Source organism: Carnobacterium pleistocenium FTR1 (assembly GCF_000744285.1).
GTDB classification, from domain to species: Bacteria; Bacillota; Bacilli; order Lactobacillales; family Carnobacteriaceae; genus Carnobacterium_B; species Carnobacterium_B pleistocenium.
In genome coordinates, this window is the sequence record NZ_JQLQ01000002.1 from 1,050,812 (window position 1) to 1,065,095 (window position 14,284).

Genomic DNA, 14,284 nt, shown 5'->3' on the forward strand with positions numbered 1-14,284 from the left:
TAAAGAATGGATACATTAACAATATGGCAAAGTCTGATTATTGCACTTTGGGTCGCTGCAATCATGTCAAGGTCATTTTTAGGTGGTGCTACTTTAACACTGCGTTTTTCACCATTAATGACTGGTTTAGTAGTTGGGATAGTAATGGGAGATATTGCAGGTGCAATGGTTATCACCGCAGCTATTCAATTGATTTATATGGGGGTATTTTCTCCGGGGGGCACAATGCCTTCTGAACCATCGATTGCTGCAGCTATTGCTGTGTCAGTAGCATTACTGGGAGATCTTTCGCCTGAGGCAGCGATTGCGGTTGCCGTTCCGGTAGGTTTATTAGGCTCTTATCTTTACCAATTCCGTTTCTTTCTTAATACTTTTATTGGAAAAGCTACGGATAGAGCAGTTGAAAGTTTGAATCACAAGGCAATATCTCGGTCTATTGTTCTTTACCCAACAATTGCTTCTTTCATCTTGTTCGTTCCTTTAGTTTTCATTGCGTTATTCTGGGGGGCACCAGTCATTGCGGATGTTATCGCAACTTTGGAAGGGACAGTATTCTTACATATCCTTGAAGTTGTTGGTGGCGGACTAGCAGCCATTGGGATCGCTACAACTATTTATGTTATTGGACGTCGCGATTATATGGTATTTTTCTTATTAGCTTACTTCATGAGTGTAATTTTTAGGGATATGGGCATTACAATGGTAACTTATGCAATTATAGGGACATTGGTTGCGGCAATATTCGTACTAAGTCGGAACAATACTGCAAAAGCATCTTCGGCAAACGGTACAAATACTGTTGATGGATCTGATGATGATGATGACGATGATTTCTAAAAAAACGATGAGCGAAAGGAGCACTAACAATGACTACTGACACACAAAAAGTAACGCTTACTGAAAGCAAAAAAGAGATGGCACCAGGAGAACTGACAAACAAGGATGTTTCAATAGCTTACTTAAGATGGCACTTTGCAAATGAGATTCCTCATTCATTTGAACGTTACCTGGCACCATCGTTACTATACGGTATGATGCCCGTTTTGCGGAAATTATACAAAGACGATAATGATTTACGCGCAGCGTATAAACGACAATTATTGTTCTTCAATACCCAATTAACATGGGGTGGCGGGATAATCACCGGTTTAATGTCTTCGATGGAACAAGAGCGTGCCAAACAAGAACACAACAACGAAGAAATCGTCATGACAGATGATTTAATGTACAATACTAAGGCCGGTCTAATGGGCGCCTTATCTGGTATTGGTGACTCCATTGATTCAGGAACGGTCCAATATATTTTTATTGCGATCGCCATTCCTTGGGCTCAAAACGGGTTAGCTGCCGGAGCGTTATTCCCATTCATTGCGTTTGCTACTTATCAATTATTGATTGGTTTATTCTTCGCACGTCAAGGATTTGTTATGGGTAAAAGTGCCACAGGCTTGATGGAAAGTGCAGGCGTTCAAAATGCAATCGAATTGTTGTCTATTTTAGGGTTGTTCATGATGGGAATCCTAGCCGGAAACTATGTAACGGTCTCCTCTTCCTTGGAATTTGTGATCTCTGGCAGGCCGTTTATTGTTCAGGAAACGCTGGACACGATTTTACCAGGTTTGCTACCACTTGTAACCGTTATGGGTATTTATTGGTACTATGTCAAGAAAGGTTTAAAAGTTACACGAGCATTGATATGGTTAACATTGATTTTGATCGTATTAGCTGCAGTAGGAATTTTGTAATCAGATAAAAATTGAAACAAGCATAAGAAAGGAAGTTGAAATCAATGGGAGTAGTAAACTTAGTACGGATAGATGAGCGTTTGATTCATGGACAAGTCATGCTGACACTGTCTGGGCGTGACGGAGTAAATTCATTATTCGTGGTAGATGATATTGTAGCAAAAGATAAATTTATGAAAAGTTTGTATAAAAGTGCTGGAGGTCGTACGGGTAAGAAAACGGTCGTCATGACGCTAGAAAAATGCAAATACTATTGGGATGAATTCGAATTCAAGGAATACAGTTGTATCTTGATTTCCAAAACAGTCGATGTTATCTATGAGTTGGTGAAGCATGGTGTGCCAATGAAAGAAATAAATATCGGAGGTATCGCTCAAAAAAACGAAACTGATGTTTTTGTTACTAAGTCTGTTTATTTAAATAAAGAAGATGCATTAAAACTAAAAGAATTAAATGAAAAGTACCATGTGGAAGATATCTATTTCCAAGCAACACCTTCTGCTCCAAGAACCAATTTGAAAGAAGTTTTAGCAAAATTTAATCTATGATGAGTTAGGGTGATAATTGATGGAACAAGATGAACAATTAGAAGATTGGTATGTTCGCTATCATTCCATTTTTGGTAAGCGTTATACGCGAAAACGAAAAGATCGTTTTTTAGAAAGTTTGTCAGCTGACATACATCAATTTCGGTCAGATGTTGCGCTGGAAACCTTTAAAGTGAATGAAAAAGATCTAGTGGAATATAAAAACCTTTATGTTGGAAACATAAAAAAAGCCGATACAATTATCTGCACCTATTATGATACTCCAGCAGCTCATCTTGGTCCTTATCAATTTTTTGATGTAGCCAATCGAACAAAAAATACCATGAGATTTATTTTTGTTTCTGCCATCCTAACCATAATGATGGGGTTATTGTTCACCTGGCAAGTGGCTATGCCAATATTTCAGACTAATTCTTTATTAAGCCTACTTTCGCTGCTTTGCATTCTATTTTATGCTCTCTATTTTTTCTTTTTGAAGAACGTAGCTAGAGGCTGGCCGAATAAGCATAATTTGATTCGAAATACGTCTTCTGTCCTAGTTCAACTCTACAGCACGAAACAGTTTGAAAACAAAAAACTAGCATTTGCTTTTTTAGATGCAGGTTGTACGAATAATGCCGGTTTAGAAAAAGTCTTGCGTCAGAGCAATGCTGTTATCTATATGTTGGATAGTATTGGTTCAGAAAAAAACTTATACCAAGTGATGAGCAATCGCAAATTAGCTATCCCTAGCGATTCAGTAGAGACAGTCGTATCGCCGGATCTCGCAAATGATCGCTTAGTGTACGTCATCAGTGGCACCAAAGAAAATGAACACTTTACATTGAGTAAAGACGATTTGAAGCAGCATCAATTGAGTGATACAAACATGAATGAAGTATTGCTATTTTTGAAACAGCTAGTCGGGAGGAATAATAAATGATTGGAATCATTATTGCTACACATGGAAAAATGTGTGATGGTATCGTCAGCGCAGCCGATTTGATTATCGGCAGTACTGAAAATATCAAAACAGTAAACTTATTTCAAGAAGATAATGTACAAGATTTAAATGGAAAATTTTTAAATGCAATCAAAGAAGTTGATCAACAGGATGGAGTCATTATTTTCGTGGATTTAGCAGGCGCTAGTCTGTATAACCAAGCTGTTTTGGCTGTGAATTCACTTACAGCGGAACAACAAAAGATAGTTCACGTGATTGCAGGTGTCAATTTACCAATGGTTATTGATGCTATCAATCAACAAATGATCAATTCTCCCATCCAAGAGGCAGTCGCCTCCGTAATCAATGAAGCTCAGCGAGGAATCGTGTCATGGTCAGCTGAAGATTCTGAAGACGATGAAGACGATGAAGAAGAAGAGTTCTAGAATAAAACTTCTATAGGAAAATTATAGAAAAAATAATCCCACGCTTATACGAGTAATTTGTATGAGTGTGGGATTATTTTCTTGAAATAGACAGAATGGAAAATGAAACTTAGTATCCTCTCAAGGTAGAAGTTACTTTGAGTAGGAGTAATATCCCTTAGTAAGAGCGACTCAGAATTACTTTCCTTTTGAGTAGACGAAATAAGTCTTAATTCGAACAACTCATAGCAATTTTTCCTTTCAGAAAGAGCAACAAGTCTTAGTTCAATCAACTCAAAATAGAAATTCAATCGAACTGACCTAATTTAAATATAAAAGCTAATAAAAAGCTGTAAGAAAAGACCTATTCGAGTGATATTCGAATGGTGACGAGTATCTCCTAATTAAAAAGTTTTTTATTCGTAATAGGAACCATGAGTGGCTCCGCGAATGGTGTAATGTTTTAATAAGATCTTTTGAATTCTTGTCATTGGAATCATAGAATCAATCCAATTATAAATTACAGAAGTTGTTACCTTTAAATCTGGAAATAATAATTTAAAATCCTCTATTTGACGCAAAATTGTTTCTTCTACTGAAGTTCTATAACCACACGTTTTGCATGAACAGGTTCGTTGAGTAATCGTTAGGGTAGGGGAGGAGCATTCTGTACACCATAGTCCTTTTTTGAGAAAATGATAAGTGTAATTTGGAAATTTATGTTGAAAAGCTGATTCATCATGGTGTTCTTTCAGTATTTTATCCGCAAGATAGTGCTGTTTTTTCGACAATGGTAAGACACTCTTATTTATTTTGGAAAAGTGTTCCCGAATTTGTGTTGGGAAAATGACTGGTCTATCGATTGGTGCATTGTAAAGAGTGAAAGCAGAATTTACAAAAATGAGGACAGGATCAAGCTTTAGATTACTATTTAATTTACTTAATAGTTGCCTCCTTTTGATAGAAGTTTCGTCTAATTTATTCAATGGATTCACGATTTCTTTGCCGGGAAAGGTTAAAAGATGATGCGAGTTGAATTCAAAATTCCCTGCATAATTTTTTACTTCAAATAATAAGATTTTGTCACCTGTCAGAATCAATGTATCGACTTGAAATGTGTTGCCTTTTTCTGTAAACAGTAAATCATTTAACACCAATGCGTCTAAGTCTAAAAATTCTTCTACCAGCGAATCAAAGAAAAGCTCTCCTTCAAATCCTTTTTGCATATTTAACAAATGAAGTTTTTCCTCATCTGAAAGTATCATCCGTCTATTTATAGCTTCTAAGGTGCGTAAATAATTCGATTTGTTCCGTTTTTTGACTACTATCATGATTTCACCTCCTCTTAAATAATGTACGTAAAAAATAATATTGCTAACTATGAAGTTATAATAGCTACTTTTTAATAAATATTAGGTGAAATCGACATTTCGTTTTATTATTTCACTATATTTATATTTATATTGAAATAAAATTCCAATTAAGTTATACTCTATTGAAAGGGGATACATAATTATTTCAAGATGTTGATAAGGAGGATAGTAATAGAAGTATAAAAGGAAATAAGTTTGAAGTTAGACATAAAGTATCCTTAACAAAATTTAGTTTAATTCGATAGTAGGAGGAAAAAAGATGAAAGTTATTATGGTTTGTTCAGGTGGAATGTCAAGTGCAATAGTGGTTAAAGCGATTAAAGCGGAAGCTGCAAAGCAAGATTTTGAGTTGGATATGATTGCAGTAGGATCTGGAGCAGTAGAAGAAGAATTGAAAGATGGCGACTATAAACTGTTATTAGTAGCACCTCAAGTCAAACACCAATTTGGGACATTTGAAAAATACGCAAATGAAAACGATGTACCGATTGAAAAGGTTGAACCGATGGGCTATACCCCTATTGGAGCACCTAAAACGTTAGAGTTGATTAAGAAATACCGTTAAATTTTTTACTTAAGCTATGCACTTGTTTATTATTATGGATCATTAAGGAGAGTAAATATGACGAATTTTTTAAATTGGCTTGAAACGAAATTCATGCCACCTTTAGCTAAGCTTTCTGAGCAAAAACATTTAAAAGCCATCCGCGATGGAGTTATCTCGACATTATCTTTGATTATCATTGGGTGTTTCTTCTTAGTTATTGGAAATCCACCGATTGCCTCTTGGGCTGAAGCGATTGCACCTTATGCAGCACAAATTGCGATTCCATTCCGGATCACAACCGGTTTGATGTCTCTCTATGCCGCTTATGGGATGGGATACAGTTTATCAAAATCATATAAGTTAGATGGGGTTACCGGTGGGGTGCTGTCGTTAGCAACCTTTTTAATGTTAACGGTTCCAGTTAACGTAGATGCATCCTTACCTGAAGGAGAAGCAATTGGTTGGGTTCTTCCAATGGGAAATCTTGGCGGATCAGGAATGTTTTCAGCTATTTTAGCTATGATCTTTGCAGTTGAAGTACTGCGTTTATTTAAACAAAAGAACTTGATGATTAAAATGCCAGAACAAGTACCGGATTCCGTTGCCAGAAGTTTTGAAGCATTGATTCCTGGAACATTTGTCATTGTGTTTGTTTGGATTATCCGTATCTTACTTGGCTTTGACATCAACCAAATTTTGATTAATATTTTTACACCATTAAACAATATTTTAGGGAATAATTTGATAGGTGTATTATTGCCAGTAGTCTTGATTACAATGCTATGGGCAGCTGGAGTTCACGGTGTGAGTGTTATTGGCTCGATTGTTCGTCCAATGTGGCTAGTGATGCTTGAAGCAAATGGGCAAGCGATGGTTAGTGGAACACCAAGCAACGAGTTGCCATATATTGCACCCGAACAATTCTACCAATGGTTAGTATGGATCGGTGGATCAGGTGCAACGTTATCACTATGTATCTTATTGCTGTTTACAAAATCAGCATACTTAAAACAAGTTGGACGTTTTTCAATCATTCCTTCCATTTTTAACATTAATGAACCCTTGATTTTTGGAACACCGATTGTTATGAATCCAATTTTAGCGATTCCATTTGTTGTGGCACCATCTGTGACAACAACGATCAGTTACTTTGCAGTGAAGTTTGGTGTCATTAATGGCTTTTCCGTAAATGCTCCTTGGACTTTGCCAGCTCCAATAGGCGCGTTCTTATCAGCTGGAAACGATTGGAAAGCTGCAGCCTTGGTATTGATCAATATGACAATTGCTGGATTGATCTACTACCCATTTGTTAAAGTTTACGATAAGAAAATGGTAGAAGAAGAGCACTCTGAAATGGAAGATAAAAAGAATATGCAAGTGGATACTGCAGCGGTTTAAAATGTGAAAGAAAGGGCTGTTTAGGCAAGATAATAGTCAGTCCTTTCTTAGTTTGATAAAAGGAGGATCTCAATATGCGAATTGCACTCATTATTTTTCTAATTGGTTTTGTATTAGCAGGTGTCATGTTGGTCGGATTTTTGCAGAAAAAAAACATTTGCATCAATCGGTGGATTTTTGGATTTGCAGCTTTCTTAGTAGTCTTGATCCCAACGATTCTATTTCAAAACTTGCCAACAGCCGTGAATTATAGTTTGTATTTATTATCAGGATTGTGCGCTATTATGTTTTTTGAAACAGGTCGCATTATGATTGAAAAGAACCAAGTAAAAGGTTTGATTCGTGCGAACCAGTTTCCAAAAAAGAAAAAGTAGTTCAAACCATTCTTGAACAGAAGAGGGTGCAGATATGAAGTGCGATTATCGTTTGATACGAGAAGATGAAATCAATCAGATCGTGAAAATTAGAGACTATTGTTTTCGTCATCAATATACTGGGAATTACTTAGAAGATTTTCTTCACTGGGCTAAAATCAGTAAGACAATTGGCGCATTTGATGGAGAAAAATTAGCCGGACAAGTGATGGTGTTCCCACTAAACATGACGATACATCATCAACCATTTGCTATGGGAGGGATATCATTCGTCGCTACATATCCTGAGTACCGAAATGCAGGAGTTATGAAGAACTTATTGACAAGAAGCTTAGAAGAAATGAGGAAACAAGACCAACTCATATCGGTTTTAGGCCCTTTTTCAGTTTCTTTTTATCGTCATTTTGGTTGGGATTTATTCTTTGATAAAGTCGATTATACGTTTCCCTTTGATTTGTTTAACTCGAAAAAATATGATATGGGTCATTTGGAACGCTTTAGTTATACTGAGAACCGAGAACAATTGGAACTCGTAAAAGAGTTGTACCACAAATATGCTCTTCAAACGAATGGGATGATGGTTCGTAATGAAGACTGGTGGAAACGCTTGGAATTAAGACAGCCAGATGCATCATTTGCTTTAAGTATCGCTGAAAATGGACAGCCTCAAGGATATATCCGTTACGTTATGAACGACCAAACATTTGAAGTACTGGATCAAGTTGCTCTTAACCTGACAGCCGAAAAAGCTTTATGGGAATTCATCAAAGTCCACCGTTCTAATTTCACTCATGTAACGGGTGCGGCAGCTGCTCATCAGTCTTTTGGTACTCAATGGGATGAACCGCAATTCAAAAAAGAAGTAGTGCATGACAAAATGATTCGTATTGTAGATGTTGAACGCTTTTTAACCGTTTATCTATTTCAAGGATTGACCAAGCGATTGTACCTAAAAGTGACAGATGCATTTGCACCTTGGAATGAAGGAGTCTATAGGATTGATTCAAAAGAAGTAACTAAATTGAGTGAGAAAGACGTGTCATTAGATGAGTGTTTAATGATGGACATTTCAAGTTTGTCATCGTATTTAGTAGGCTACCACGACCTTAAGTGGTACCAGTATCAAGGGAAAGCAAGTGGTTCGAAACATGTCTTAAAAGAATGGGACAAAGTAATTCCAAAAAATCATCCACAATTTTATGGCCATTTTTAAATTTAAAGAAATGAGGAAAGAATACATGAGAAGATTAGGCATTTCTGTTTATCCAAATCATAGTTCAGTATCAGAAATCAGAGACTATATTGATTTAGCAGCAGGTTACAACTTTAAACGGGTATTTACATGTTTGTTATCCGTAGAAGGCGATAAAGAAACAATCGTTCAAGAATTTACCGATGTGATTTCACATGCTAAAGAAAAAGGGATGGAAGTTATTGCAGATGTGAGTCCAAAAGTATTTGGTGAACTAGGCATCAGTTACAATGATTTAACGTTTTTTAAAGAAATTGGTGCGGACGGTATTCGTCTGGACATGGGCTTTACTGGAAACGAAGAATCGATTATGACATTTAATTCGCAAGAATTGAAAATTGAATTGAATATCAGTAGTGGAACTAAATACTTAGATAATATCATGAGTTATCAAGCGAATGCGGATAACTTAATGGGGTGCCATAATTTTTACCCACATCGCTATACAGGGTTAAATTACGACCATTTTATCGAAACGAGTAAGCAATACAAAGCACATGGGATAGTGACAGCTGCGTTTGTCAATTCGCCTTCTTCACATATTGGACCATGGCCTGTCAACGAAGGATTATGTACGCTTGAAATGCATCGTGAGTGGCCAATTGAGGTTCAAGCCAAGCACTTATGGGCAACCGAAGTTATTGATGACGTGATTATTGCTAATGCATTTGCTAGTGAAGCTGAGCTGAAAGCCTTAAGTGAAATTAATTCTTACCAATTAACACTTATGTGTGAATTAGAAGAGAGCGTTCCTGAACTAGAAGAAAAAATCGTCGTAGAAGAATTCCATTTTAATCGCGGAGATGTATCGGATTATGTGGTTCGCTCGACTCAAAGCCGTGTGAAGTATAAAGGGCATGAATTTGCACCATTCAACACACCGGATATGAAAAAAGGCGATATCATTATCGAGACATCCTTATATGCTCATTATGCCGGTGAACTGCAAGTCGCCTTGCAGCCAATGAAAAATTCTGGCAAATCGAATGTTGTTGGACATGTTGTAGAAGAAGAACAGTTCTTATTGGACTATTTAAAACCTTGGCAAAAATTTCAATTTAAACTAAAGTCAAACGATTAAAGGAGCAGACAAAAATGGAAGATTTGGAAATGATTATTTTCGACATTATTGGGCACGGAGGAAATGCTCGCGCATTGGCCTATGAAGCACTCGGAAAAGCTCGTGCGGGGGAATATGAAGAATGCGACCGATTGATGGAAGAATGTAAAAATGAAATGAATTTGGCTCACAATACGCAAACAAAATTAGTACAAGACGAAATTCGTGGTGAAGATATAAAAATCAGCTTAATATTGATTCACGCTCAAGACCAATTGATGACGTCAATGGCAGAACAAACCTTGATCATGCAAATGATCGAAATGCAAAAAGAATTGAATGCGTTAAAAAACTAAAAGAGGTGATAAAATGGCCTTTGCAGTCGGAATTATGTCAGGCACATCTCTAGATGGCGTTGACGCCGCATTAGTAGAGATTCATGGAACCAATACCGATACAACTGTTCAATTAATGGAATTTACAACTTATCCATTAAGTACTGAAATTGTAAAAAAAATAAAAGATGTCTTATCGGTTGAAACCTCTTCAGTGGATAAAATTTGTAGTTTAAATGTTGAATTAGGGTATGTCTTTAGTGAAGCTGCTAAAGCAGTGTGTGAAAAAGCAGACTTCGCGCTTGATCAAGTCGATTTTGTAGCTTCACATGGTCAAACGATTTACCATTTGCCTGTTCCGGGATCTCATCAATCAGCTTCTACTTTTCAAATTGGGGAGTCAGCTATTATAGCGGAAGAAACTAAAACAATGGTCGTATCCGATTTTAGAACACGAGACATGGCAGTAAACGGTCAAGGTGCTCCAATTGTGCCCTATTCTGAATTTGTCTTATATCGAGACGCTGAACGGACACGTTTATTGCAAAACATTGGCGGAATCGGAAATGTGACGATTATTCCTAGTGGAGCGCAAATAGAAGAAATTATTGCATTTGATACAGGGCCTGGGAATATGATCATTGATGAATTGTGCCAGTTCTTTTACCAAGAAGCTTATGATAAAAATGGTGAGCATGCTTCTCAAGGAATAGTAGACCAAGAAATGTTAAGTGAGATGATGGCTCATCCTTATATTGAAAGAAAATATCCTAAAACTACCGGAAGAGAAGATTTTGGAGCAGAATATACAGCAAATCTAATTGGACAATGGCAAAATAAGGTAGCACCAGATGACTTCATTGCAACAGCCACTCGATTTACGGCTCAGTCTATTGCCGTAAATATAAGCCCGTTTATTGATCAACAGACAGAACTTATTATCGGAGGTGGTGGAAGTTACAATCCTACTTTAGTTCAAATGATCAAAGAACAGTTGCCTGAAATATCGGTGCTTATCCAAGAAGAAGTAGGCTTTTCTTCTGAAGCTAAAGAAGCGATTGCGATGACTATATTAGCGAACCAGACCATTCATCATTTGCCAAGCAATGTTCCAAGTGCTACAGGCGCAATGAAACCTGTCATACTAGGAAAGATAACGTATTATCATTAGATTGCTTTCTCTTGAAGATTCCTGTATCTTTTGATTATACGAGGTGAAACAACATGATTAGAAATAATATTCTAGGTCGAATTAAAAGTGTCCTTGATGATTTGCCTAATTCTGAAAGAAAAATTGGCGAGTACATTCTTAAGAATCCTGAAGAGACCATTAAAATGACAACAGCACAACTGGGAATAGCCGCAGATTCAAATTCGACGGCTGTTATTCGGCTGTGTAATCGAATTGGTGTTAACGGATTTACAAAACTAAAAGTAAACTTATCTGCAGAAATCGTATCGGTGGATGAATCTGGTTATGCGGAAATAGAGGCAGAGGAAAAAAGCAGCACGATCAAAAGCAAACTATTAGCTAATGCCTTTAAATCAATGGAAGAAACCATTTCATTGATGAATGAGTTTGATATTGAACGTGTCGTAGAATTGATTGAAGCTGCTTCTATGGTTTATGTTTATGGTGTTGGAAATTCAAGAATCATTGCTGAAAATATGGTGCAAAAGTGGAGTAAAGTAGGGAAAATATTTATTTGTCCAACTGATAATCACCAACTGGTATCCATGTTAGGTGCAACTCCAAAAAATGCTCTTTTTTTCGGTATATCTAACTCAGGAGAAACAAAGGAAATTATCGAACTGATTAAATTAGCTAAAAAAAAATCCATAAAAACTATTGGATTAACTCAATTCGGACAAAATAGTATATCAAATAGAGCCGATTACACAATTCAGACTGTCAAAAAAATAGAAACGAATAATCAGTTTATTTCGAGTTCCCTACATGCTCAGATGATTGCAATTGATGTATTATTTTACTCATTTCTGTCTAAAAACTATATAGCAGTTACTGAAAAAATGAAACTATCAAAGGAAGAAATGGATCAATACAAGAAGAGATAGCAATTTTATAACAGGAAATAATGGATACTTAAGAGAAAATCTTTTGTATTCTTTTTTTGAGCCATATTAGTAAATTATTTTTGGTTTTCACTTTGAACAGTGATCGAATGAGTAGTGAAGTTTGAAAATAATGCGTACTCAAAGCAAACTTTCTTTTGAGTAAAAGCAATAAATCTTAATTCAATTAACTCACTGTGCCTTTTCATTTGAGTTGATATAAAGAACATCTATTTGATAAACTCATAGATTTTTTCTGTTTGAGAAAGCGCAAATATCCTTATTTTGACCAACTCAGCGGAAAAATCTAATTGAGTTGGACTAATTTAATTTAGAATGCCAATAATAATCTAATCGAGTAATACTCGTCAAATGAATGTATATAGATTGAGTGTTCTATTCGTCGAGTTTCTAAAGGTGTGATATGATTTACTTAGATACAAAACTTTGGAGGGAAGACAATGGAAATGATACTTTATCGCACGATCAATGTAAAAATCCCTAAAGAAAAAGTGATCACACTGAAAAAACCATTTGAATCAATTAATATTCCGCGAAAAGGAGATTTCATCAAAGACTCTATGTTTGTAGATCCTGCTGAGATTGAAGTGATTTCAGTTGAGAAAAACAAAGCAGAAGAAACGATTGCGGTCCATTTGAGACCTCTTGAGATAAGATATGCAACGGATGAGCATAATCAGAATATGGTGAATGCTTATAAAGCGAATGGCTGGACAAGCGATACTTATTAAAAAAAATAAATAACCTGCTAACGACCTTTATTCAATAGGTCGTTAGCAGGTTATTTATATGGATTTTATAGTATTGATGACTTTGAATTTCTGGCGGAATGGGATTTGCTTGTAGCCGTGTAAAGGATTCAATGCGAATAACAGAGCGTTAACGCTTCAGCGATTACGCCTTGTTGAGGCTTGAAAGCCTTAAGACTATGATTTTCAGGCTTAAGGTGGTCCCATGGCTTCACAAGCAAAACCGTTTATTCCATAAGAAATTCTGACTCGTTATACCAATACCAACTTTTAAACACTCTTTCTCTAAATACGATTGACCTGTGTCTCAATAGCGGCCTCTTTTACAGCTTTAGCCACGGCAGGACAGACTCTTGGGTCTAGAGCATCAGGAATCACGTAGTCCGCTTTTAATTCATCACTGGTAATCAGCGAAGCAATCGCGTGGGAAGCGGCGACTTTCATGGCTTCATTGATATCAGAAGCTCGAACGCTGAGTGCGCCTTTAAATATCCCGGGAAAAGCTAACACATTATTGACCTGGTTCGGATAATCGCTGCGCCCAGTTCCTAAGACAGCGACACCAGACATTGCTGCCAGTTCAGGCATAATTTCCGGAACAGGATTGGCCATAGCGAAAACGATTGGTTGGGGCTTCATGTCTTGGATCATAGCCGGTTTTAAAATATTCCCAGCTGAAACACCGATAAAAACATCCGCATCCCTTAAAGCTAAAGTCAAATCGCCATGCTGATTCGTTAAGTTGGTCAGGGTCATCATGTATTGTTGTTCACTTGTTAAGTTAGGTGTATCACTAGCTAAAATGCCAGACTTATCCGATAAGATCAGATTTTGGACTCCAAAGTTCAACAAGTGTTTTGCAACAGCGATACCCGCTGACCCTGCTCCGTTAACAACGACTTTGATGCTGGCAAAGGATTTATCAACTAGTTTTAAAGCATTGATCAATCCGGCAGCAACGACAACGGCTGTTCCGTGTTGATCGTCATGAAAAACGGGAATATCCAGTGAAGCTTTTAAGCGGCGTTCCACTTCAAAACATTCAGGAGCTGCAATATCTTCCAGGTTGATGCCACCAAAACTGCCACTGATTTGTTCGATCGTTTGCACGATGATGTCCACGTCTCTTGATTGAATCGAAAGAGGGAAGGCGTCAATACCAGCAAAGGCTTTGAACAAAACACATTTGCCCTCCATCACTGGCATTGAAGCTGCTGGACCGATAGCACCTAGGCCAAGCACAGCCGTTCCATTAGTGATGACCGCTACTAGATTGTTTTTCCGCGTCAATTTATAAGCTTCATCAGGATCTTTTTCAATAGCTAAGCAAGCTTCGGCCACGCCAGGCGTATAGGCCAAGGCTAGATCTTCCCGAGTATCGAGTGGGACGCGGCTTGTGACTTCAATTTTTCCATTCCATTCGTAATGCTTTGCGAGCGCTTCTTTTTTATTATCCATAGTT

The 14,284-nt window shown here is 37.0% G+C and carries 16 protein-coding genes; 14 read left to right on the forward strand and 2 right to left on the reverse strand.

Going from position 1 to position 14,284, the window contains the following annotated elements; all coding sequences use genetic code 11:
• Positions 1 to 6: 6 nt before the first annotated feature.
• Genes BP17_RS05080 through BP17_RS05100 form a run of 5 tightly spaced genes read left to right on the forward strand, consistent with a single transcriptional unit; the run spans position 7 to position 3,661 of the window.
• Complete coding sequence (locus tag BP17_RS05080) at positions 7 to 837, forward strand: PTS mannose/fructose/sorbose/N-acetylgalactosamine transporter subunit IIC (RefSeq protein ID WP_035052292.1); 831 nt, start codon at positions 7 to 9, stop codon at positions 835 to 837.
• 29 nt (positions 838 to 866) lie between these two features.
• Positions 867 to 1,745, forward strand: coding sequence for a PTS system mannose/fructose/sorbose family transporter subunit IID (locus BP17_RS05085; protein WP_051910459.1), 879 nt, complete (start codon positions 867 to 869; stop codon positions 1,743 to 1,745).
• A 44-nt stretch (positions 1,746 to 1,789) separates the two neighbouring features.
• Positions 1,790 to 2,293, forward strand: a complete 504-nt coding sequence (locus tag BP17_RS05090; RefSeq protein ID WP_035052294.1) for a PTS system mannose/fructose/N-acetylgalactosamine-transporter subunit IIB — start codon at positions 1,790 to 1,792, stop codon at positions 2,291 to 2,293.
• 19 nt (positions 2,294 to 2,312) lie between these two features.
• Positions 2,313 to 3,215 (forward strand): hypothetical protein, encoded by a 903-nt coding sequence (locus BP17_RS05095; RefSeq protein WP_051910460.1) that lies wholly within the window; start codon positions 2,313 to 2,315, stop codon positions 3,213 to 3,215.
• A complete protein-coding gene (locus BP17_RS05100; protein WP_035052296.1) occupies positions 3,212 to 3,661 on the forward strand; it encodes a PTS sugar transporter subunit IIA in 450 nt (149 codons plus the stop codon). The genes BP17_RS05095 and BP17_RS05100 overlap by 4 nt, the downstream gene beginning before the upstream one ends.
• Positions 3,662 to 4,056: 395 nt before the next feature.
• Here BP17_RS05100 and BP17_RS05105 read toward each other — a convergent pair whose 3' ends face one another.
• Positions 4,057 to 4,971 (reverse strand): nuclease-related domain-containing protein, encoded by a 915-nt coding sequence (locus BP17_RS05105; RefSeq protein WP_035052299.1) that lies wholly within the window; start codon positions 4,969 to 4,971, stop codon positions 4,057 to 4,059.
• Positions 4,972 to 5,272: 301 nt separating this feature from the next.
• Between BP17_RS05105 and BP17_RS05110 the strand changes: the two genes are divergently transcribed.
• From BP17_RS05110 to BP17_RS05150, 9 genes are all read left to right on the forward strand, one after another.
• Entirely contained in the window at positions 5,273 to 5,578 is a 306-nt protein-coding gene (locus BP17_RS05110; RefSeq protein WP_035052300.1) for a PTS sugar transporter subunit IIB, read from the forward strand.
• 57 nt (positions 5,579 to 5,635) lie between these two features.
• Positions 5,636 to 6,958, forward strand: a complete 1,323-nt coding sequence (locus BP17_RS05115) for a PTS sugar transporter subunit IIC (RefSeq protein WP_035052302.1) — start codon at positions 5,636 to 5,638, stop codon at positions 6,956 to 6,958.
• Positions 6,959 to 7,032: 74 nt separating this feature from the next.
• On the forward strand, positions 7,033 to 7,332 hold the full coding sequence (locus BP17_RS05120; protein WP_035052303.1) for a hypothetical protein: 300 nt from the start codon (positions 7,033 to 7,035) through the stop codon (positions 7,330 to 7,332).
• A 34-nt stretch (positions 7,333 to 7,366) separates the two neighbouring features.
• Positions 7,367 to 8,545 carry a GNAT family N-acetyltransferase gene (locus tag BP17_RS05125; RefSeq protein WP_035052304.1) on the forward strand — a complete coding sequence of 393 codons (1,179 nt, stop codon included), beginning with the start codon at positions 7,367 to 7,369 and terminating at the stop codon, positions 8,543 to 8,545.
• Between the two features lie 25 nt (positions 8,546 to 8,570).
• Complete coding sequence (locus BP17_RS05130) at positions 8,571 to 9,665, forward strand: DUF871 domain-containing protein (RefSeq protein ID WP_035052305.1); 1,095 nt, start codon at positions 8,571 to 8,573, stop codon at positions 9,663 to 9,665.
• A 14-nt stretch (positions 9,666 to 9,679) separates the two neighbouring features.
• Positions 9,680 to 10,000, forward strand: coding sequence for a PTS lactose/cellobiose transporter subunit IIA (locus BP17_RS05135; RefSeq protein WP_035052306.1), 321 nt, complete (start codon positions 9,680 to 9,682; stop codon positions 9,998 to 10,000).
• A gap of 13 nt (positions 10,001 to 10,013) precedes the next feature.
• A complete protein-coding gene (gene anmK, locus BP17_RS05140) occupies positions 10,014 to 11,150 on the forward strand; it encodes an anhydro-N-acetylmuramic acid kinase AnmK (protein WP_035052308.1) in 1,137 nt (378 codons plus the stop codon).
• A 53-nt stretch (positions 11,151 to 11,203) separates the two neighbouring features.
• Positions 11,204 to 12,055: a MurR/RpiR family transcriptional regulator gene (locus BP17_RS05145; RefSeq protein WP_035052310.1), complete on the forward strand. Its 852-nt coding sequence runs from the start codon at positions 11,204 to 11,206 to the stop codon at positions 12,053 to 12,055.
• 458 nt (positions 12,056 to 12,513) lie between these two features.
• Complete coding sequence (locus BP17_RS05150) at positions 12,514 to 12,804, forward strand: hypothetical protein (RefSeq protein ID WP_035052311.1); 291 nt, start codon at positions 12,514 to 12,516, stop codon at positions 12,802 to 12,804.
• A gap of 303 nt (positions 12,805 to 13,107) precedes the next feature.
• Here the strand turns inward: BP17_RS05150 and BP17_RS05155 are convergent, their stop codons facing one another.
• On the reverse strand, positions 13,108 to 14,280 hold the full coding sequence (locus BP17_RS05155) for an NAD(P)-dependent malic enzyme (RefSeq protein WP_035052313.1): 1,173 nt from the start codon (positions 14,278 to 14,280) through the stop codon (positions 13,108 to 13,110).
• Between the last annotated feature and the right edge of the window lie 4 nt (positions 14,281 to 14,284).

Coding starts and splice junctions, on each gene's coding strand:
- BP17_RS05080 (WP_035052292.1), top strand. CDS start 7: ATGGATACATTAACAATATGGCAAAGTCTGATTATTGCACTTTGGGTC.
- BP17_RS05085 (WP_051910459.1), top strand. CDS start 867: ATGACTACTGACACACAAAAAGTAACGCTTACTGAAAGCAAAAAAGAG.
- BP17_RS05090 (WP_035052294.1), top strand. CDS start 1,790: ATGGGAGTAGTAAACTTAGTACGGATAGATGAGCGTTTGATTCATGGA.
- BP17_RS05095 (WP_051910460.1), top strand. CDS start 2,313: ATGGAACAAGATGAACAATTAGAAGATTGGTATGTTCGCTATCATTCC.
- BP17_RS05100 (WP_035052296.1), top strand. CDS start 3,212: ATGATTGGAATCATTATTGCTACACATGGAAAAATGTGTGATGGTATC.
- BP17_RS05105 (WP_035052299.1), bottom strand. CDS start 4,971: ATGATAGTAGTCAAAAAACGGAACAAATCGAATTATTTACGCACCTTA.
- BP17_RS05110 (WP_035052300.1), top strand. CDS start 5,273: ATGAAAGTTATTATGGTTTGTTCAGGTGGAATGTCAAGTGCAATAGTG.
- BP17_RS05115 (WP_035052302.1), top strand. CDS start 5,636: ATGACGAATTTTTTAAATTGGCTTGAAACGAAATTCATGCCACCTTTA.
- BP17_RS05120 (WP_035052303.1), top strand. CDS start 7,033: ATGCGAATTGCACTCATTATTTTTCTAATTGGTTTTGTATTAGCAGGT.
- BP17_RS05125 (WP_035052304.1), top strand. CDS start 7,367: ATGAAGTGCGATTATCGTTTGATACGAGAAGATGAAATCAATCAGATC.
- BP17_RS05130 (WP_035052305.1), top strand. CDS start 8,571: ATGAGAAGATTAGGCATTTCTGTTTATCCAAATCATAGTTCAGTATCA.
- BP17_RS05135 (WP_035052306.1), top strand. CDS start 9,680: ATGGAAGATTTGGAAATGATTATTTTCGACATTATTGGGCACGGAGGA.
- anmK (WP_035052308.1), top strand. CDS start 10,014: ATGGCCTTTGCAGTCGGAATTATGTCAGGCACATCTCTAGATGGCGTT.
- BP17_RS05145 (WP_035052310.1), top strand. CDS start 11,204: ATGATTAGAAATAATATTCTAGGTCGAATTAAAAGTGTCCTTGATGAT.
- BP17_RS05150 (WP_035052311.1), top strand. CDS start 12,514: ATGGAAATGATACTTTATCGCACGATCAATGTAAAAATCCCTAAAGAA.
- BP17_RS05155 (WP_035052313.1), bottom strand. CDS start 14,280: ATGGATAATAAAAAAGAAGCGCTCGCAAAGCATTACGAATGGAATGGA.